This is a genomic window from Marinobacter sp. V34 (assembly GCF_055524115.1).
Genome location: NZ_JBUPZY010000001.1, coordinates 11,219 through 30,509, shown reverse-complemented (window position 1 = coordinate 30,509; position 19,291 = coordinate 11,219). Strand labels below are relative to the sequence as shown.

Genomic DNA, 19,291 nt, shown 5'->3' with positions numbered 1-19,291 from the left:
TGAGTGTTGCAGCCGTCGATATAATGGGCTGTCATGGTGGCACGCCCACCGAAAAAATAAAATTAATGAACTGAATGACACCGATAGCCTGGACTGATGCAACCAGCGCTATCGGGCGTTGCCGTTTGGCCTTATCCAGCCAGGCACTCAGGTTTTCAGACGGTTCAGTTCCGAATCCAGCACTTTCACCTGCTCATCCAGTGTCCGGCCGCTGCCACTGACCCGTTGTGCCAATGCCCGAAGGTCATTGGCGGCGTCACCGATCCGAGTGAGGTTGCGATTGATTTCTTCACTGACGGAACTTTGCTCTTCGGCGGCCGTGGCCACGTGGGTGACGTGTTCCACAATGGTTGCTATGCGCTCAACCACTGAGGCCAAAGAGTGGTCTGCCTCACGGGTACCCTCCACTGCTCGGGTGGCGCGATCAACACCACCGTTGATAACGGTCACAGCACCACCCACATCGCTTTGCAGGCCATCAATCATTTGGCTGATTTCGTCGGTGGACTCACGGGTACGGGACGCCAGTGTTCTGACCTCGTCAGCCACCACTGCAAAGCCCCGGCCTTGCTCACCCGCTCGCGCCGCCTCGATGGCTGCGTTCAGCGCCAACAGGTTGGTCTGTTCCGCAATTCCCCGGATCACTTCAATAATACGGTTAATGTCCTCACTGCGGGTGGCAACCTGGCCTATGGCAGTACTGGCTTCGTCCATATCGCCTGCCAACGCGCCCACGCCATCCAGGGCAGACGTCAGCGTATCCTGGGTAAAGCGGATGCCGTCCTGAGCCATCTGCGCGTTTTCGGCTGCCTCACCCGCAAAGCCTGCCACTTCACCAGCGGCGGCGGACATTTCGTTCATCGCGGTAACAACGCTTTCGATGTCCTGATGCTGGCTTTCGGTTTGCTCGTCGGTTTCCTTGGCGATCACATCCACATCGGCCGCCTGCTGGCTGACCTTGGCGTTGACGTCTTTGAGGTCGTTGATCATCTCCCTTAAGCGGCCCAGGAACTGGTTGAACCCGCCAGCCAGTTCGATCAGTTCCGAATGGGTATCTATGTTCAACTCGCTGGTCAGATCCCCTTCGGCACTGGCCAGGTTTTTCATCCGGTCACGGATTTCGTTTAACGGTTTGGTCACCGAGCGAACCAGCACCACCAGAATCAGGATCGCAACCACCGACACCAACACCCCCACCATGGTCTGGCGACCGGCAGTGGTATTCACCTCGCTGGACAGCAGGTCGGTGATTTCGGCCACGTCAGCCAACGCGGTCTGCCGTGGCAATTCGATCAACAGGGACCATTGGGCGCCCGGCAGGTCGATCTCGATAGGGTAAGACACGGCCAGGGTTTCGCCATCGTCATAGGTGCCACCGTCGCTGTGCAGGGATGTGTAGGTTCCAGCCTGCTCCGGCAATGCTTCCGCCAACGGCCGCCCCAGGTGCTCGCTGTAGTGGCTGGACGCGGCAATCAGGCCTTTGCTGCTCAACAGCGTTACCCTTGACTCGCCGTCATAGAGATTGTCGCTGACCCTCTGGATCGCTTTCTGGAGCGTTGACAGATTGAGGTCAACGCCGGCCACGCCCGCAAACTCGTTTCCGTCCATGATTGGTACGACCAGGCTGGTCATCAGTTCGGTATAGCCCTCTTCAATCTCGTATTCGTAAGGTTCCATGATGCAAGGCTCCTGGCTATCCATGGAACACAGGTACCATTCCGCCTCGCGAATACCGAACTCATTCCGGTTGTCCAGATACTTGGTGGCCGGATCCTCAGTGCGACTGAAGACCACATCGCCCTCGGGAGAGCGGTAGTAATAGATTTCCAGGGTACCTTCATCACTGCTGTGTTCTTCGACACCCCCGGTGAAGTAGCGGTCCTGGCCGTCGTAGGCGTCCGGTTCGAACTGGGCATAGATTGAACTCAGCCCCTCCTGCTCCTCCAATACCGCACCCACCGTTTCCTGAAGGGCAACGCGGCTGATGCGGCCGGAGCTGTCCACCTGTATATTCCGGCTGATGACGTTGCGGACGACTTCCGGTGTCCGATAGGCTGTGGCGAACATGCCGCTGACTACCTCACCGTATTTCCCGGCGGTTGCGCTTAACCGGTCGATGGCAAGGCTGCGCACTGTATCACGGGTTTCGGAGGTGATTCGCTGCTCCATCTGCCCCAGGGAAAGCTGGGCAGTCACCACAATACTGATTCCCATAACCAGCAGCAGCGTAATGACCAGGGCATAGAGTTTGAAACGCAGTGACAGTTTTTTCATTGGTACAGCAACCTGTCTCAGGTAGGAATTCATTATCAGCTTAGTGCCCTGAAGGCACAGCTGCCATTAAAGTCTGATCGGCATTCATCTCACCAGGAGCGTCCATTGGCCTACTTCACCTTGTTCATGACCGCACTGGCCGCAGCAACAATACTGCCGGCCTATTCGGAAATTCTCCTTGGCGGCATGGTGACTCAAGGCTATTCACTCTGGTGGATATGGCTCTGGGCGACAGCGGGCAACACCGCAGGCTCTGTTATTAATGGGGTTATCGGCCGGCAAGTGGATCGCTTTAAGCACAAACGCTGGTTTCCGATTTCCGAATCCCAGCTCGAAAAGGCCCGCACCCGCTTCAACCGTTACGGGCAATGGTCTCTGCTTCTGGGTTGGTTGCCACTGGGGGGCGACGCGCTAACCCTGGTTGGTGGGATCATGCGCGTGCCCTGGCTCAACTTCGTGATCCTGGTAGCCATCGGCAAGGGGTTGCGCTACGGCTTGGTCATCTGGTTGGTGCTGGAAGCATCGGGGGTTCCGGGGTCACCGTAGAGGTATTCCCGGAGCAGATCCTCACCGTTAAATTCCGCATTCAGCACCGCGATGAACGTGTAGACACCGATCAGCTTGCGGTTCAGGAACACAAACTCCTTCGGCGGCACCTTGAAATAGCGGCTTATGGCTGAACGCGCGGCTTGACGCGCCACTCGCGAGGGCAGGTCGCTCTGTTTCCAACGATACTGGCCTTGATCATTCACAGCGTTGTCCGGCCAGGCGCTACGATCCCTGGACAGTGGCTCCAATACCGACATGCAAACCTTGCCGAACGTGTCCAGAACGTCATCAGGCCAATCCCGGCTCATGAAGCGCAACCGGATACCGCCATCAATCACTTTCTGCAGGTCGCCCTCGTAGGACGCCCGAATCATCTGGATGACGGGGTCCAGGAAGGTCGCCGAGTAGGCCTGTACCGCCCCGAAGTCCAACAACACAATCTGATCGGTTTCGCTGTCCGCGCCTTCCTCGCCGGCGATACGGATTCGATAGTTGCCAAAATTTGGATCCGTCTGGATTTCACCCCAGACAAACAGCTCACGGAAGAACAATTCCAGCGCGGCGCGGCCCAACTCGCTACGACGATCAAGGGCAAGCTCCCGCACCGCCACCGAACTCACTGAGTGGCCCGGCTCGTAGGTAGAGGCGATGACATGGGCTGTGCAGTACTCGTCCAGAACACGGGGCACCACAAAACGGGGGTCGTCCAGCAGCATCCGCCGGAATTTCTCGGTGGTACGGGCTTCGAGGCGGTAATCCACCTCCCGGTGCATCATGTCCCGCACTTCTTCCAGCCAGTCGTTGAACTCGGGGCCGAAGGAGACCAGGCGGGCAATCTTGAGCAGATGTGCCACTGCGTTAAGGTCACTGTCGACCGCCTCGTCAACGCCGGGGTACTGGACCTTGAGCACCAGCTCCAGCCCGTCACTTCGCCGGCGCGCCCGATGGACCTGCCCCAACGAGGCTGCACCAATCGGGTCGGGGTCCACTGCCAGTTCCGCCAGCCGGTCAGCACCCAGCTCGGCCTTAAGCACACGCTCGATCGACGGCCATTCCAGCCAGGTGGTCTGGTCTTCCAGGGTATGCAGTGCTTCGGTTACTTCCTCAGGCAGGAAGTGCTCACCGTAGAGAGCCATCACCTGCCCGATCTTGACGACACTGCCCTTGAGCTTGCCCAACTCGTCTACCAGGAACTCCGCCTGGCTGGATAGCATGGCCCGGTGCCGGGCCTCCCGCTTGTCCTTGCTGCTGAACCAGTTGGTGGCCATGTGGGAGGCCATCCGGGTCCCTGCGAAAAGCCCCGCCCTGGTGAGGGTAAGCCGGCGCTCAAAGCTACCGGTTTTGATACGTGCAACAGATGTGCTTTTGGGTCTGGATGCCATCAAAAACCTGCTCGGTTCTGTAAGTGTTGGCGCTATCAGCCTTTATAACCATTATACGGATACCCGGGTTCTCAAACCTAACCGGCGTGCCGTCAATTCATTGCCCTTGGGGCCAATGCAAACCGCTTCTTCTGTGTTTACTTCTGTGGTTGGCAAAAGGTTTTACGTTTTTACACAGACCCCACAGCCAAAGCCGTTTAGTATAAAAATGTGGTCGATGACCTCGCCACTGACGCCCAAAAACAACAAGACAGCAACAATGACACAGACCACCAGCAAACCCTCCGACACCAAACTGTCACAGTTCCGGGTGAAGGGTGAAATTCCGGTTCCGATGTTGATCGGCTGGCTTACTCTGGCAGCGGTCCCCCTCCTGCTGTTTTTCGCATGGCGATCCCTGGACCGCGGAATGCCCGGCTCAGCCACAACCCTGATCGTCTTTGCCATGCTGCTAGGTGTCAATGGTATTGTTTATCTGGTCAGTCACAACAGCACCCTGCAACGCCGCGGTTTTATTGCCGCGATTACGATCCTGTTCACCTATCTGGCCATCAATGCGGTGGAGGATGGCTCTGCCATTATCTGGTTGTTTGCCTACCCACCCATCATTTTTTACATCAGCGAAGCGAAAGTTGGGGTGTTTGCCTGTACCGGGGGCCTCGCAGCGGTCGCCCTGCTGTTCAGCCCGCTCGGAGACCTGGCTTTTGATTCGCCCTACAGCACCAGCTTCCGACTCACCATGCTTGCCGTACTGGGGTTTGAAATGTCCACCTGCTACGTCCTGGACCAGAGCCGGCGACGCAGTAAACTCGGACTGCTTAAACTGGCTGCCGAGTTCGAATATGCGGCTAAACACGATGCTCTGACGGGGCTTGCCAATCGACGTGAAGCTCACGAGCAGCTGGAAGCCGAATATCAGCGCTACTTACGCAATTCACGCGGTTTCTCAGTGTTGTTGATGGACATTGACCTGTTCAAGTCCGTCAACGACAACTATGGCCATCAGGTGGGTGATGAAACCATTGTGATGGTGGCCAGGACCTTGCAGGAACACAGCCGGAAGGTCGATACGCTGGCACGCTGGGGCGGAGAGGAATACCTGGTACTGCTGCCCGAAACTGACGCTGTCGAGGCCGCCCAGACGGCTAACCGCATACGCCAGACCATTGCAGCAACGCCTATCGAGACCCAGGGCGGGAGCATCAATACCACCATCAGTGTTGGAGTAGCCACTATCCACGGCGCTGAGTCCGTCGACCGCCTGCTACAGCGTGCCGACGAAGCGCTTTATCGGGCAAAGACCCTGGGGCGAAACAAAGTGTGTGATTCCGAGGGTACCCACGGGTAGCAAGGCAACCGCCGCAGTCGGCAGTTTCGGCATTCTCAATAGGCACTTTGGCTGGGCCTTACCAACCGCTTACGCGTCGAACAGCGCCACCCGCCAGACCATCAACCAGTTCGTCCGACAGAGTTGGGGCAAGAGCGGCAACGGTCACTTCGGAGACGAAGTCACTGACCTGGCACATGGCCATGCCGGCATAGCCACAGGGGTTGATCCGGCGAAATGGCTCCATGTCCATGGCTACATTCAAGGCCAGGCCATGGAACGAACACCCTCGCCTCACACGCAGCCCAAGAGATGCAATCTTGGCTTCGTTCACATAGACACCCGGAGCATCTGGACGTGGCGCCGCCGTCACACCCAACCCCGCAAGAGTTCGGACAATAGCCTGCTCGATGACATTCACCAGTGAGCGAATCCCCAGGCTGTGGCGAGTCAGGTCGATCATCAGGTAGACCACCAACTGACCCGGACCGTGGTAGGTCACCTGGCCGCCGCGATCCACCTGTATCACCGGGATATCACCGGGGGCCAATATGTGCTCGGCTTTGCCGGCCTGCCCCTGGGTATAGACCCTTGGATGCTCCAGCAACCAGAGTTCATCCGGCGTGGAGGCGTCCCGTGAGGCCGTAAACGACTTCATCGCCTCCCAGGTTTCCAGGTAGGGCTGCTCACCCAGATCACGAACGATCAGCTCGGCCATCAGGTTACAGCACCATATGAACCCGGCCGCTGGCCTTGAGCTCCTCGAACAGGGCTTTCAACTGTGGCTCGCCAGTGGCGACGATCTTAAGGTTTACCGACGCAAACCGACCACCGCGACTGTCTTTCACCGTCACATCATCGTTAGAGATGCCTGGTGCATGCTGTTCCACAACGCCCACCACAAACTCCACAAAGTCTGGCGCGGCATCCCCGATAACCTTGATCACATAGTCACAGGGGAACTCAATCTTGGGTGCCTTTGGTTCGCTCATCCCGGTTTATCTCCTACAGGCAACTCTCGTTCTTACTCAAAAAGCTGAACAAAGAATAGTTTAATTGCGTCCCAGATCCGCTTGAAGAAACCGCCTTCCGGGATATCGCTGAGCGCCAGCACCGGCTGATCCACAACCACATCATCGCCGAGCTTCACCGTTACCTGCCCCAATTCGTCGCCCATGGAAATGGGCGCCTTGATCACGGAGTCAAGCTCAACAGTGGATGCCAGGGAATCCCTTGAGCCTCGGGGAATAGTGACGTAAACATCTTCTGTCAGCCCCACAGAAAGGCTATCGCTTGCCCCGCCCCACACGCGCGCCTCCAGCAATTCCTGGCCGGCGCGGAACAGGCGCTCACTCTGATAATAACGGAAGCCGTAGTTCAGCATTTTCTGGACTTCCTGGGCTCGGGACGAGGTGCTGTCAGTACCCATAACCACAGCAATCAGCCGAGTGTCGTTGCGTTTGGCTGACGCCACCAGACAGTACCCGGCTTCTTCGGTATGACCGGTTTTCAGCCCATCAACACTGTCATCGCGCCACAGGAGGCTGTTGCGGTTGGGCTGACGGATGTTGTTATAGGTGAAATGCTTCTGGGCATACAACGGGTAGTTTTCCGGGTAGTCATTAATGATCGCCTTCGCCAGAAGGGCCAGATCGTAGGCAGTGGAGAAATGGTCCGGCGCCGGCAAACCAGTGGCATTGACAAAACTGGACTCGTTCATCCCCAGAATCTGCGCCTGCTGGTTCATGATATCAACGAACGCCCCTTCGCTACCGGCGATAAATTCGGCCAGCGCCACGGACGCATCGTTTCCAGACTGAATGATGACGCCTTTTAGCAGGTTCTCAACCGACACCTCCGTCCCTTCTTTCACGAACGTGCGTGACCCTTCAGTTCGCCAGGCGTTGACGCTGATGGGCACCATGTCAGACAGGGAAATTCTGCCCTCGTCGAGTTCCCGCTCCACGATATAGGCCGTCATCATCTTGGTAAGACTGGCCGGGGGCAGACGCTCATGGCTGTTCTCTTTCATGATAACCCGCCCCGAAAGCGGGTCCATCAGGATGTAGGAACTCGCCGCGATCTGCGGTGATGACGGAATCAGAACAGCCTGTGCCGCAACCGGCATTGCCGGAAGCAGGATCAGGAGCAGAACAGCAGTGAAGGCTCGGAACGCTTTATTTAGTGCCATGGGTCCATTCAGTTTCAAGTAAGTGACTGGTTCAATGAGTGTCGGTCAGCAGTATTGACTGACCAAATCCGTGATTTTCAAGCAGGCTCTGGGCTCTCAGAGCTTCATCCTCATCCCTGAACGGCCCGACCTGAACTCGGTGAAAGCGGCCAGAGGCCGTTTCCACTTCCCTCACCCGCATTGGGTTTGCGACTGCACGCTGAGCCCGGTCCAAAAGGGCCTGGGCCGGGTTGCGCTGGCTAAACGAACCCAGTTGCACGAACAGGGCCTCGCTGCCTGTACCAGGATCCGTCAGGCGCTCAGCATCCACGGGCGCTCCCGATTCCGGGAACGGCTTGCCGGCAAGCGTCATCGAGCCGTTACGATTCACTGTGATGGCGGCCACCTCTACCCTCGCCGTACCCCTGCCCTGATAACCCAGCTTTTTGGCCGCTGCGTAGGAAAGATCAATGAGACGATCCCCATGGAAGGGGCCTCGGTCGTTGACCCTGACCACCACCGAGCGACCGTTATCGAGATTGGTCACCCGGGCGTACCCGGGAATCTTCAAGCTCTTGTGCGCCGCTGACATTTCATACATGTCAAAAACCTCTCCATTCGAGGTTTTGTGTCCATGGAACTTCTCACCATACCAGCTCGCGGTGCCGCGCTGAACATAGCCATCGTTACTGCCCAGGACGTGATATTCCTTGCCCCAGACCTGGTAGGGTGATTTGTTTCCAGCGCGACGCGGCTCTTCAAATCGCGGCGTGGCATCGGCAAGCCCCGATGCATCAAAGTTACCTGCAGGCGCGCGGTCCTGGCTCAGGGTGTAGCGGGAGGAATGATCTGGTTCGGGCGATGATGCACACCCTGCCAGCACCAGTACCCCGAAAACCAGTAGTAAAACATGGCGTTTCATCACGAGCTGTTACTTTCCCCATTGTTTTCATTTGCCAGCGGCCGCATCCGCTCTTCGAGCGCACCTGCCAACTGGTGTACCGCCATGGCGTATAGATGACTGTGATTGTACCGGGTTATCACGTAAAAGTTATGGTAGGTCAACCATAGTTCAGAGCTCTTGTCACCAACGAGACGGATCGCCCTGGCTTTGGCATCGCCGGGCACATCCATTTTCGGGACGATACCCGCCTGCCGGTAGTCATTGACCGTCAACGTCGGCCTCAGTTCCCCGGTCAATAATGGTGAGTTCTTTGGCAGGCTGTCACCCACCTGCTCTGTCACAGGCCCACCGGTTTGCCAACGATGGGCGTGGAAATAATTGGCGACACTGCCGATGGCGTCCACCGGATTGGCCAGGATGTCGGCAACACCATCGCCGTCAAAATCAAGCGCATAATGCCGGTAGCTGCTGGAGATAAACTGACCGTACCCCATCGCCCCCGCGTAGGAACCCGTCAACTCCATAGGGTCAAAGCCCTGTTCACGTGTCATCAGAAAATACTGGACAAGCTCGCTGCGGAAAAAGCGACTGCGGGGCGGATAGTCGAATGCCAGAGTGGCAAGGGCATCGAGCACCCGATACTTCCCTTTATAGGTGCCATACCAGGTTTCGACGCCGATAATCGCTGCGACGATTGACGCTGGTACGCCGTACTCACGTTCGGCACGCTCAAACGCTTCCTGGTGCTGCTCAAGGAAGTTGACGCCTTGCTCTATACGCGCTTCACGCATAAAGATCTGACGGTATTCGTACCACTCAAGGGTTTTCTCAGCCGGCCGGCTGATGGCTTCCAAAATCGAGTCACGGCGCTGCGCATTGGCCAGTGTTGCCGACACACGTTCGGCTTCAAATCCGTAGCGTTCCGACATTTCACGAACAAAGTCACGGCTCTCAGGTGTCTCATTGTAGGGCCCGGCCTGGGAAGGGGAAGCAAAGCACGCCATCACCAATCCGACACCTAACCAATACCTGACAGCTTTCATGAATCCCCTTGACTGGCTTCGACTCGAGAACCTTATCAATACAACGTCACCACAACTTCGGCCCGTTATCGCGGCCAAGATTACCATGGCAGCGGACCTCGCAACCATTACTCCCTGTCCATGGTAGGCGCCCAGTCATCACGCACTAATCATCCGTCTATGGGTATGGACCGACATCAATACCCCAAACGCCGCCATCAGCGTTACCCCTGACGTTCCGCCATAACTGACCAGCGGCAGCGGCACCCCCACCACTGGCAGAATACCGCTGACCATACCCACATTGACGAAGACATAGATAAAAAACGTCATCGTCAGTGCGCCCGCCAGCAGCCGGCTGAACGAATCCTGCGCCGTCGACGCAATGTACAGGCACCGCAGAACAATCAGGAGGTAGAGCACCAGAAGAATAAGCATGCCCACAAAGCCAAATTCCTCCGCCAGAACGGCAACTATAAAGTCGGTATGGCTCTCCGGAAGAAACTCAAGATGGGACTGTGTGCCCTGGAGCCACCCCTTGCCATCCATGCCCCCCGAGCCGATAGCGGTCTTGGACTGGATAATATTCCAGCCGGCACCAAGCGGATCACTCTGCGGATCCAGTAAGGTGAGTACACGCTGCTTCTGATACTCACGCATAACGAAGAACCACATCAGTGGCGCCGCCACTGATACCATCGCAAGAAAGGCGCCGATCAGGCGCCACCCCATGCCGGCAAAAAACACCACGAAAATCCCAGCGGCGCCGACCAGTAACGAGGTCCCCAGGTCCGGCTGCAGGATGATCATTGCCATGGGCGCCAACACAATGAGCAACGCCACCGCCACATGGCGGAGCCTGGGGGGCAAGTAATGGCGCGACAGGTACCAGGCGGCCATCATCGGCACCACCAGCTTCATCAGTTCCGAAGGCTGGAAACGGGGCAACCCGGGAATGGCCAGCCAACGCTGTGCGCCCTTGGCACCTACGCCAACCAGCAACACTGCCGCCAATCCCGCAATCCCGGCCAAATACAGCCAGGGCGACCAGCGCCGGAACACAGCGGGATCAAGCTGGGCGAACACGAACATCACCACCAGGGCCACTCCCATCCGGATACCCTGCGCTTTTACGACTTCCAGGTTGCGGTCGGCCCCGCTATATAGAACGAACAGCCCACCCGCAATAAGGGTCAGCAACAAGAACAGTAGTATCGGGTCGATATGCAACACCGACCATATACCCCTCGGGCCTGACAGGGGGTGACGTGCTGACTGATTAAACAGGCTCCCGGCCGACATCAGTTGCTCCCCTCCCCGGATGAACCAGCCACGAGCTCACTGCCTGCCCCTGAGAAATCCAACAACCAGGCATCAAACATGGCCCGTGCAACAGGCGCAGCTGTTCCGCTGCCGCCTCCACCATTTTCGACAATGACAGCAACGGCAATCTGGGGATCTTCTATCGGCGCAAAGCCAACAAACAGAGCATGATCTCGTAATCGCTCACGGATCTCTTCTTCGTCGTACTCTTCATCCTCCGCCAGGCTAAACACCTGGGAGGTCCCGGTTTTGCCAGCCATTCGATACGGTGCGCCGCGCGCCGCCGCTCGGGCCGTCCCTCGACTACCGTGCATGACCTCAGCCATCGTCTCTACGACAAACTCCCAGTCGTTCGGGTTCTCAAGCTTAATTGATTGATGGGTGCCGGTTGGCAACACGTCACCAACCGACTTGTCACCCTTTACATCTCTCAATAGCCTGGGCTCGGCCCAATTCCCGCGGTTCGCGATCACAGACGTTGCGGTCGCCAATTGTAGAGGCGTCGCCAGCATGAACCCCTGACCGATACCAAGGTTCACCGAGTCTCCCGGATACCAGGGCTCATTATGAATAGCGCGTTTCCAATCCCTGGACGGCAACAAGCCACTCAACGCCCCGGAAACGTCCAGTGTGGCATCCTCACCAAAGCCAAAGTCGGATAAGTATCGATGCATGGTATCCACTCCCATGTCGACTGCGACTTCGTAGAAGTAAATATCACAGGATTGAGCCACAGCTGACTTCAGGTCGACCCACCCGTGACCACCCCGTTTCCAGTCCCGCCAGCGGCGCCCCCCGGGATTCAACTGATAATACCCCGGGTCCCAGATCGTCCTGTCACGGGTGGTGGCATTGCTGTCGAGTGCCGCGATGGCCAGCATCGGTTTAAGCGTCGACGCCGGAGAGTACTGCCCACGCAAAGCCCGGTTGAACAGAGGCTTGTCGGCACTCTGACTGAGTGATCGATAAGCCTCCACTCCGATGCCGGTCACAAACAGATTGGCATCAAAGCCCGGAACGCTCGCCAGTGCCAGAATGCCTCCAGTGGAGGGTTCAATAGCAATAATAGCACCACGCCGGCCATCCAATAGTTCATGGGCCAGCCGCTGGAGTCGCAGATCTATGTGTAGCTGTATATCCTCGCCTGCCACCGGGTTTTCGCGCTCAAGCACGCGCAGGGTCCGGCCCCGAGCATTAGTTTCTACATGCTGGTAGCCGACTTGCCCGTGTAGGAGCTCTTCGTAGAAACGCTCCACTCCGGATTTGCCAATGTAGTTGGTGCCCGCGTAGTTCACCGGGTCAATTCGCTGGAGTTCCTGACGGTTGATACGCCCGACGTACCCCAGGGCATGGGCTGTCAGCTCACTGTGGGGATAGTAGCGAACCAACTCGGCGGAAACTTCCACCCCCGGCAGTTCGTGGCGGTGAACCGCCAGGCGTGCAATTTCCTTCTCGTCCAGGTCGTAACGCAGGGGCAACTCCTGGAACGGACGACGAGGCTCAAGCAGCCGACGCTGGAAGCGTTCCATATCTTCCTCGGAAATGCTCAGCATGCCCTGGAGTTTTGCGAGGGTTTGCTCCATATCGCCAACACGCTCGGGTACCAGCGTCACACTGAAGACCGGGCGATTCTCCGCCAGCAGGACATCATTGCGGTCATAGACCAGCCCGCGGGGAGGCGCCACGGACTGTACCTGCACACGGTTCTTGTCGGAAAGCGTGGTGTAGATGTCATGCTCTACAACCTGCAGTTGATACATTCGGGCGATCAACACGCTCAGCAATACAAAGACCAGCAACAGCATGACCAGGGCACGACGCTGGAACAGACGCCGTTCGGCTGCGATGTCTTTGAACTCTCCCCAGGGCATATTGGCTTGGCTTCCTAGGCCCGGTGATAAGGATGGTTACGAGTGACGGACCAGGCTCGATAGAGCTGCTCGGCTAGAAGGATCCGCACCAACGGATGCGGCAGGGTCAACGCAGACAGCGACCACAGCTGATCAGCCCGGTTCCGGCAGACGTCGGCAAGACCATCCGGGCCTCCGACAAGAAAACTGACGTCGCGACCGTCCAACTGCCAGCTTTCAAGCTGGCCAGCCAATTTTTCAGTGGACCAGTTGCGGCCGCCAACTTCCAGGGCAATCACCCGATCACGAGGGCCCAACGCCGACAGAATTGCGTCCCCCTCACGCTGCATCAGCCTGGGGATATCCGGGTTCTTGCCACGATGGGCCAGAGGGATTTCCACCAGATCAAGGGACAACTCTGGCGGCATCCGGCGGGCATACTCGTTATACCCCTGGCTGACCCACTCGGGCATTTTCTGCCCTACACAGACCAGGCGTAACCGCATGATTATTCGCTACCCGCAACACCCAGATCGGGAGCATCACGCCAGAGGCGTTCGAGATCATAGAACTCACGGGTTGCCGGCATCATGACATGGACCACCACGTCGCCGAGATCAACTAGAATCCAGTCACTCGCATTAGCGCCTTCTACGTTGCTGGCACGAACACCCTGCTCCTTCGCTTCGGACAACACCGAATCGGCCAGGGATTTCACATGCCTATTGGAGGTACCACACGCAAGGACCATGTAGTCCGTTACGCTGGTCCTCCCCCTGACATCAATGATGCTTACGTCCTGCGCTTTGACGTCCTCAAGCGCACCCACGACCAGTTCTTTCAGTTGCTCTGCCTGCATAATCACCCTGTTGGACGGGCAGCGGCGAAGGCAGCCACCCGAAAAGTCATATTCAGACGGGATTGTAGCACTAAAAGTTCCCGTCCGGTCATGCGCCGTACAGTCCCTGGTTCTGAATTTCCCGCCATACCGGGTCGGGCAGCAGAAAACGGGGAGAGCGACCGGAAAGAATCCGATCGCGAATACCGGTGGCGGAGATATCAAGCAACGGCGGGTCCAGTTGCAAAATATGGCCACAAGGCGCGCGGAACAAGGCCTCTACCCGCTCGACTGACCGTTGGTTCAACAACCGCGCCGGTACACCGTCCGGTATCAGACCCGGTCCCGGCCTTTGCACGACGACAATGTGTGCCAGTTCGGGAATCCGCTCCCACTCCTGCCAGCGGTCGAAACCGGCGAAGGAATCCGTACCCAGAACCATGGTGAGCGGTTCGTCGGGGCCGATCTCCGCCCTCACTTGCCTCAACGTCTCCGCGGTGTAGGAGGCGCCTTCCCGCCCCAGTTCGCGGTCATCCAGGGTCAACCCGGGCTCGTCAGCAATGGCCAGTTCCAGCAAGGCCAGGCGCTGTGTACTCGTGGCACCCGGCACATCACGATGAGGGGGAACATGGCAAGGCATCAGAGCCACTTCCGCTACCCCCAACCGCTCCCTCAACTCGACTGCGAGCCGCAAGTGGCCATGATGTATCGGGTCAAAGGTGCCGCCATAGATCACATGCATGCGCAATCAGGTCCGGATGTGGCCGTCGCCAAACACCACGTATTTCTGTGATGTCAGACCTTCAAGGCCAACCGGCCCACGGGCGTGAATCTTGTCTGTGGAAATGCCGATTTCCGCACCGAGGCCATACTCGAAACCGTCCGCAAAACGGGTCGAGGTATTGACCATAACGGAACTGGAATCCACTTCCGTCAGGAATCGACGGGCCCGGGTATAGTTTTCCGTGACAATACTGTCTGTATGCTGAGAGCTATAAAGATTGATGTGCTCAATCGCTCCATCAAGCCCGTCAACCACTTTTATCGCAAGAACCGGGGCCAGATATTCCGTGCCCCAGTCATCCTCGGTGGCACGAACAACCTCGGGAAGAATATCCATTGTCTGCTGACATCCTCTGAGTTCCACACCTTTGCCCCGGAAAGCGTCCGCCAGCAACGGCAGAATATCGGATGCGATCTCCTGATCCACCAAAAGCGTTTCCATGGTATTGCAGGTGCCATACCGCTGGGTCTTGGAGTTCACCGCTATGCTTAGGGCCTTTTCGGGATCTGCATGGCTGTCGATATACACGTGACAGATGCCATCGAGGTGCTTGATCACGGGTACGCGCGCGTCACGGCTGATGCGCTCAATCAGCCCCTTACCACCTCTTGGAACAATCACATCTACAAACCGGGGCATGGTAATCAGTTCGCCGACAGCGGCCCTGTCGGTGGTTTTCACAACCTGTACGGCACTTTCAGGCAGCCCCGAGTCCTTTAACCCCTTTGCCAGACAGGCTGCAATGGCCTGATTTGAGTGGATGGCCTCGGAGCCCCCGCGCAAAATGGTGGCGTTTCCGGACTTCAAACACAGACTGGCAGCCTCCACGGTCACATTGGGCCGGGATTCGTAGATAATACCGATAACACCCAACGGCACACGCATGCGACCAACCTGTATGCCGGAGGGTCGATACGTCATATCAGTAATTTCGCCGATCGGATCCGGCAACGAGGCTACCTGGCGCAGTCCTGCAATCATTGCATCGATGCGCGCCGGGGTCAGCTCTAGCCGATCCAGCATCGCCGCTTCCAGGCCGCTGGCACGGCCCCCCTCCAGGTCCCTTGCATTGGCTGCGGCAAGCTCATCGCGCGCGGCGTCCAGAGCATCAGCTGTAGCCCGCAACGCCTGATTGCGAACAGCCGTTGTGGAACGGGCCACCGCCCTCGCGGCCTGCAGTGCCTGCTGTCCAACCTCCGCCATATAAGCTGCAATATCCATCCGATTACCTTTCAATGTTAAAACCGATTGTGCGAATCAGGGCTTAACTTTACCTTTCCCGTTTCAAGTACGCATCCCAAGCGATTATTATACCGGCCTGACACACTTTATTCCGCGGGTCATTGAACAAAACCTGCTGTATGCTTTCAAAATACGGACGCCCGGGAGAGGACGGATACCATGGCCCAGATGGCCGAAAAATTCCTGTTAAGCCGCCTGTCGAGAACTGGATTCCTGATCCTGATCGCCATTGCCGCATTTGCAGTAATTCAACGAGAAACGCTGACAGTGATCACCGCCATTGTCGCGGCGGCGCTGGTCTTCAGCGGCAACACCTTTCACCCCGGACGCTCTCGACAACCCTGGCCAGCGATCCACCGACTACTCTTTGTGGCGCTGCTGTCGCTCTTGGTCGCCAGCCTCTGGACAGGGCCCTGGAGCCTGACCCACTGGCTTTACGTGGTACCGCTGGTCGGCTTTGCCCTGCTGCCCGTCACTTGGGCAGCGGCCATCACCGCGCTCTGCGCCGTTCTCGCGATGTCTGCTACCCATTGGTCCGCCGGCTTGCCCGAACGCCACCAGATGCTTAGCGCCCTGCTGCTGACCGCTATGCTTTCAGGCCTGCTGGTTTTCCTACGTGAGTACAAATCTCGACAACTTGCGCCCCTGCGCCGGACCGACGAACTTACCCAGGCCGCCAGCCGCGAATACCTGACGGCTGATCTGCACAAGGAAATCCAGCGCAGTGAGCGGGAAGGCACCGATATGTCGGTGATCATGATCGGCCTGGACACACACCTGAGCGACATTGACCCGGATGCCGACATACGCTCCATACTGCCACGGATCGGCCGTTATCTGCACTCCCAGCTGCGGGATTTCGACACCTACTACCGGGTAGCAGACCTCCAGTTCCTGATCATCCTGCCAGGTATCCCCACGGCAGAGGCAGCATTACTGGGGGAGACAATCCGCAAGGGACTACGCACCCTGCTTGCCTCCCACCAATTACACCTGACGGTCAGTGCGGGAATAGCCGGCCTGAATATCGGCGATGATGCAGACAGCTTGCAGCAATCCGCTGCCAATGCCTTGCGGCGCGCCCAGCAACAAGGGGGCGACCGCGCCCAGTCCTACAGTACCTGGACACACACATCGCCCCCACCCAGAACCGAAGGGCCGGCGTTATGACCGAAACCCGCCTGAGAAGTTTTACTCATCTAGCCGGCTATGCGTTCGCCAGTCTTTTCATTGCAAGCCTGGCGTTCCAGAACCTTCGTTACGGGTTTTATGATTTGTTCTTCCTGGCTGCCGGAATGGCGTTGCTGACGGTCGCGGGCGCTGGATATACCTTCATCTGTCGCCGCCGCCAGCTGTCGGCGCCAGGACATCTCATTATCCTGACAGCTCTGAACAGTGGATTGGTGGCGGCCATGTTCGCCCTTGACCCGCCCGGCATCAGTCATTGGGTTATGCCCCTGGTCGTACTGAATCTACTGATCCTTCCGCTGCGGCAGGGACTGATTCTTTCCCTGCTGTTGCTGGTGGCCCTGGTACTCTCCCTACTCCTATCGTCGCCCCTGATGCACGCCGTAACCACCAGTTCAGGGGTGTTTGCACTGATCGCGGTGGCCGCGCTTTATGTCTGGCACTACGACCACATGGCGCAATCGGCGGAGGATCTGGCCATAACCGACCCGGTGACCGGCGCCCACAATGCGCGCTTCCTCGACGAAACCCTGCAGAAGGAAATCTCTCGGGCCATTGCCATGTCGCATTCCCTGTCGGTGATATCCCTGGCTATTGATTACGCCGAGGAAGCCGAAGACCTTCACGGGCAGGCCGGCATGCAGCGGCTGCTCAGGGATCTCACTCAGCACCTGTTTGACGTTATCCGCGCAGGCGATACCCTTTACACGCATGAAGACGGAGAGTTTTTCCTGATCCTGCCCTTTACCCCAGAGGAAGGCGTACGCGTCATAGCCGAACGGATTCGACGGACCATCGCGGAGCATAACTGGCCTCTGGCTGGAAAATTGACTGTCAGCCTTGGCTGCACCACCCGCGCCAGCACTGACATCCGCACGGCGGACCTGAGAAAGCGGGTAAGGCACGCGCTGGAGGAAGCCCGTAAACGCGGTACCGATTCGGTCTGGTACAGCCAGGGAGACGTTCGCCCATCATGATGCCGGAGTGGCTACAGTCACTGACCAACTGGTTGGCAACCAACCCAGGCTGGCTGTCAGCGGCGTTGTTCCTCACAGCATTCCTCGAGTCCCTCGCTTTTGCGGGCATCCTGATTCCCGGGGTCGCTATCCTGTTCGCCGTGGCGGTGCTGGCCGGCCAGGTGGCCGTACCGATTGCCGAAGTCCTGCTTTGGGCCGGAGCCGGAGCGGTTGCTGGCGACGGCATCAGCTTCGCCCTCGGCAGACTTTTCCAAGGACGCCTGGACACGCTGTGGCCACTGAATCGTTTCCCGGGCTTTATCGACAAAGGCGAGGCTTTCTTCCATCGCCACGGCGGCAAGAGCGTCGTTATCGGACGCTTTGTGGGCCCCATACGACCGATCATTCCGCTCATCGCCGGCGCGTTTCTGATGCCCTGGCGTCGGTTCCTGGCCTTCAACCTGTCATCTGCTGCGGCCTGGGCGCCAGTCTATGTATTACCGGGGTACCTGGTTGGTAGCGCCCTGGCCAGCGAGTTTGAACCGCCCGCTCACTTTTACCCCGTGATCGCAGTCAGTACCGGAATACTGCTGGCGATTTACCTGTTGCTTTTCCGCTTCCAGTTAGGCCTGGGACACAGCAGCCAGCTCTACCTGTGGCTGGCGCGCCTCACCGCCCGCTACGATGCCACCCACCGGTTTTGGCGCTTGTATACCAGCCAGCGACCTGCGCAGGCTGGCGAATTCCCACTACCGTCCCTGTCTCTGGCACTGGGAGCCGGGGCCCTGTTTATGATATGGGGGCAATTGGCCACCGCCACCGAACTGCTGGCACCATTTGACGATCTGACCCTGCGTTGGTTTTCTCAGTTGCGGAACCCTTTGCTGGACCCGGCAATGATCCTGCTGACCCTTCTGGGGGACCCACCGATTCTTCTGGCAGCCGCTACATTGAGCGCCCTGGCACTTTACTTTCGCGGTTACTACGCCGCCGCCATCCATGTGGCGGGGGCAGCACTGCTCACGACGGTGTTGGTCTGGGGCCTCAAATACCTGACTGCCATACCACGGCCGGATGTTGTCCTCGGACCTCCGGATTCGGGAGCTTTTCCTAGCGGCCATGCCACCGGCATCACCGTTCTCTCCACCCTGGCAGCAAGCTTTATAGCCAGGGAAAGTCGGAATGTCAGGCGCTGGCGCTACTACCTGCTTTTCAGCATTCCCATTATCCTTGGTGCGCTAAGCCGACTATACCTGGGCGTTCACTGGTTTACCGATGTGGTGGCGGGAGTATTTCTGGGGTTATCCATCTGCGGGTTCGTCAGGGCCAGCTATAGCCGCTACGACAACATCCCGCTGGCACGGGACGGAACACTATTGCTTGCGGGGTGGGGATGGCTCGCCTTCGTCGTCTGGTATGTAACGGCACAATGGTCAAACGCCATTCAGCTGTACAGCGTCACGGCTCCGTAGCAGCAGCTTT

At 58.0% G+C, this 19,291-nt stretch carries 18 protein-coding genes; 5 read left to right on the top strand and 13 right to left on the bottom strand.

Annotated features, from left to right (window positions below):
• Positions 1-147 precede the first annotated feature (147 nt).
• Positions 148-2,274 carry a methyl-accepting chemotaxis protein gene (locus tag AC0B60_RS00160; RefSeq protein ID WP_465083102.1) on the bottom strand — a complete coding sequence of 709 codons (2,127 nt, stop codon included), beginning with the start codon at positions 2,272-2,274 and terminating at the stop codon, positions 148-150.
• A 105-nt stretch (positions 2,275-2,379) separates the two neighbouring features.
• Here AC0B60_RS00160 and AC0B60_RS00155 point away from each other — a divergent pair, with 105 nt between their 5' ends.
• Complete coding sequence (locus AC0B60_RS00155) at positions 2,380-2,820, top strand: YqaA family protein (protein WP_465083100.1); 441 nt, start codon at positions 2,380-2,382, stop codon at positions 2,818-2,820.
• Here AC0B60_RS00155 and AC0B60_RS00150 read toward each other — a convergent pair.
• The gene (locus AC0B60_RS00150; RefSeq protein ID WP_465083098.1) at positions 2,763-4,205 is read right to left on the bottom strand and encodes an ABC1 kinase family protein; all 1,443 of its coding nucleotides are present in this window, start codon (positions 4,203-4,205) and stop codon (positions 2,763-2,765) included. The genes AC0B60_RS00155 and AC0B60_RS00150 overlap by 58 nt on opposite strands.
• A gap of 259 nt (positions 4,206-4,464) precedes the next feature.
• Between AC0B60_RS00150 and AC0B60_RS00145 the strand changes: the two genes are divergently transcribed.
• On the top strand, positions 4,465-5,553 hold the full coding sequence (locus AC0B60_RS00145; protein ID WP_465083097.1) for a GGDEF domain-containing protein: 1,089 nt from the start codon (positions 4,465-4,467) through the stop codon (positions 5,551-5,553).
• A gap of 58 nt (positions 5,554-5,611) precedes the next feature.
• Here AC0B60_RS00145 and lipB read toward each other — a convergent pair whose 3' ends face one another.
• The 11 genes from lipB to AC0B60_RS00090 form a co-directional block, all read right to left on the bottom strand.
• Positions 5,612-6,250: a lipoyl(octanoyl) transferase LipB gene (lipB, locus tag AC0B60_RS00140; RefSeq protein ID WP_465083096.1), complete on the bottom strand. Its 639-nt coding sequence runs from the start codon at positions 6,248-6,250 to the stop codon at positions 5,612-5,614.
• 4 nt (positions 6,251-6,254) lie between these two features.
• Positions 6,255-6,524, bottom strand: a complete 270-nt coding sequence (locus AC0B60_RS00135; RefSeq protein ID WP_036203854.1) for an HP0495 family protein — start codon at positions 6,522-6,524, stop codon at positions 6,255-6,257.
• 32 nt (positions 6,525-6,556) lie between these two features.
• The gene (locus tag AC0B60_RS00130) at positions 6,557-7,723 is read right to left on the bottom strand and encodes a D-alanyl-D-alanine carboxypeptidase family protein (RefSeq protein ID WP_465083095.1); all 1,167 of its coding nucleotides are present in this window, start codon (positions 7,721-7,723) and stop codon (positions 6,557-6,559) included.
• 31 nt (positions 7,724-7,754) lie between these two features.
• Positions 7,755-8,624 (bottom strand): septal ring lytic transglycosylase RlpA family protein, encoded by an 870-nt coding sequence (locus AC0B60_RS00125; protein ID WP_465083093.1) that lies wholly within the window; start codon positions 8,622-8,624, stop codon positions 7,755-7,757.
• Complete coding sequence (gene mltB, locus AC0B60_RS00120; RefSeq protein ID WP_465083092.1) at positions 8,624-9,649, bottom strand: lytic murein transglycosylase B; 1,026 nt, start codon at positions 9,647-9,649, stop codon at positions 8,624-8,626. Before mltB ends, AC0B60_RS00125 begins: the two co-directional genes overlap by 1 nt.
• 138 nt (positions 9,650-9,787) lie before the next feature.
• On the bottom strand, positions 9,788-10,930 hold the full coding sequence (gene rodA, locus AC0B60_RS00115; protein WP_465083091.1) for a rod shape-determining protein RodA: 1,143 nt from the start codon (positions 10,928-10,930) through the stop codon (positions 9,788-9,790).
• On the bottom strand, positions 10,930-12,822 hold the full coding sequence (mrdA, locus tag AC0B60_RS00110; protein ID WP_465083090.1) for a penicillin-binding protein 2: 1,893 nt from the start codon (positions 12,820-12,822) through the stop codon (positions 10,930-10,932). The genes rodA and mrdA overlap by 1 nt, the downstream gene beginning before the upstream one ends.
• Before the next feature lie 14 nt (positions 12,823-12,836).
• Positions 12,837-13,307, bottom strand: coding sequence for a 23S rRNA (pseudouridine(1915)-N(3))-methyltransferase RlmH (rlmH, locus tag AC0B60_RS00105; RefSeq protein ID WP_465083089.1), 471 nt, complete (start codon positions 13,305-13,307; stop codon positions 12,837-12,839).
• A 2-nt stretch (positions 13,308-13,309) separates the two neighbouring features.
• Entirely contained in the window at positions 13,310-13,660 is a 351-nt protein-coding gene (gene rsfS / locus AC0B60_RS00100; protein WP_036203834.1) for a ribosome silencing factor, read from the bottom strand.
• Positions 13,661-13,748: 88 nt separating this feature from the next.
• The gene (gene nadD / locus AC0B60_RS00095) at positions 13,749-14,381 is read right to left on the bottom strand and encodes a nicotinate-nucleotide adenylyltransferase (protein ID WP_465083087.1); all 633 of its coding nucleotides are present in this window, start codon (positions 14,379-14,381) and stop codon (positions 13,749-13,751) included.
• A 6-nt stretch (positions 14,382-14,387) separates the two neighbouring features.
• Complete coding sequence (locus tag AC0B60_RS00090) at positions 14,388-15,644, bottom strand: glutamate-5-semialdehyde dehydrogenase (RefSeq protein ID WP_465083085.1); 1,257 nt, start codon at positions 15,642-15,644, stop codon at positions 14,388-14,390.
• 180 nt (positions 15,645-15,824) lie between these two features.
• Here AC0B60_RS00090 and AC0B60_RS00085 point away from each other — a divergent pair, with 180 nt between their 5' ends.
• The 3 genes from AC0B60_RS00085 to AC0B60_RS00075 are packed head-to-tail and all read left to right on the top strand — an operon-like array spanning position 15,825 to position 19,281.
• On the top strand, positions 15,825-16,835 hold the full coding sequence (locus tag AC0B60_RS00085) for a GGDEF domain-containing protein (RefSeq protein WP_465083083.1): 1,011 nt from the start codon (positions 15,825-15,827) through the stop codon (positions 16,833-16,835).
• Complete coding sequence (locus AC0B60_RS00080) at positions 16,832-17,830, top strand: GGDEF domain-containing protein (protein ID WP_465083081.1); 999 nt, start codon at positions 16,832-16,834, stop codon at positions 17,828-17,830. The genes AC0B60_RS00085 and AC0B60_RS00080 overlap by 4 nt, the downstream gene beginning before the upstream one ends.
• Complete coding sequence (locus tag AC0B60_RS00075) at positions 17,827-19,281, top strand: bifunctional DedA family/phosphatase PAP2 family protein (RefSeq protein WP_465083079.1); 1,455 nt, start codon at positions 17,827-17,829, stop codon at positions 19,279-19,281. Before AC0B60_RS00080 ends, AC0B60_RS00075 begins: the two co-directional genes overlap by 4 nt.
• The last annotated feature ends 10 nt before the right edge of the window (positions 19,282-19,291 follow it).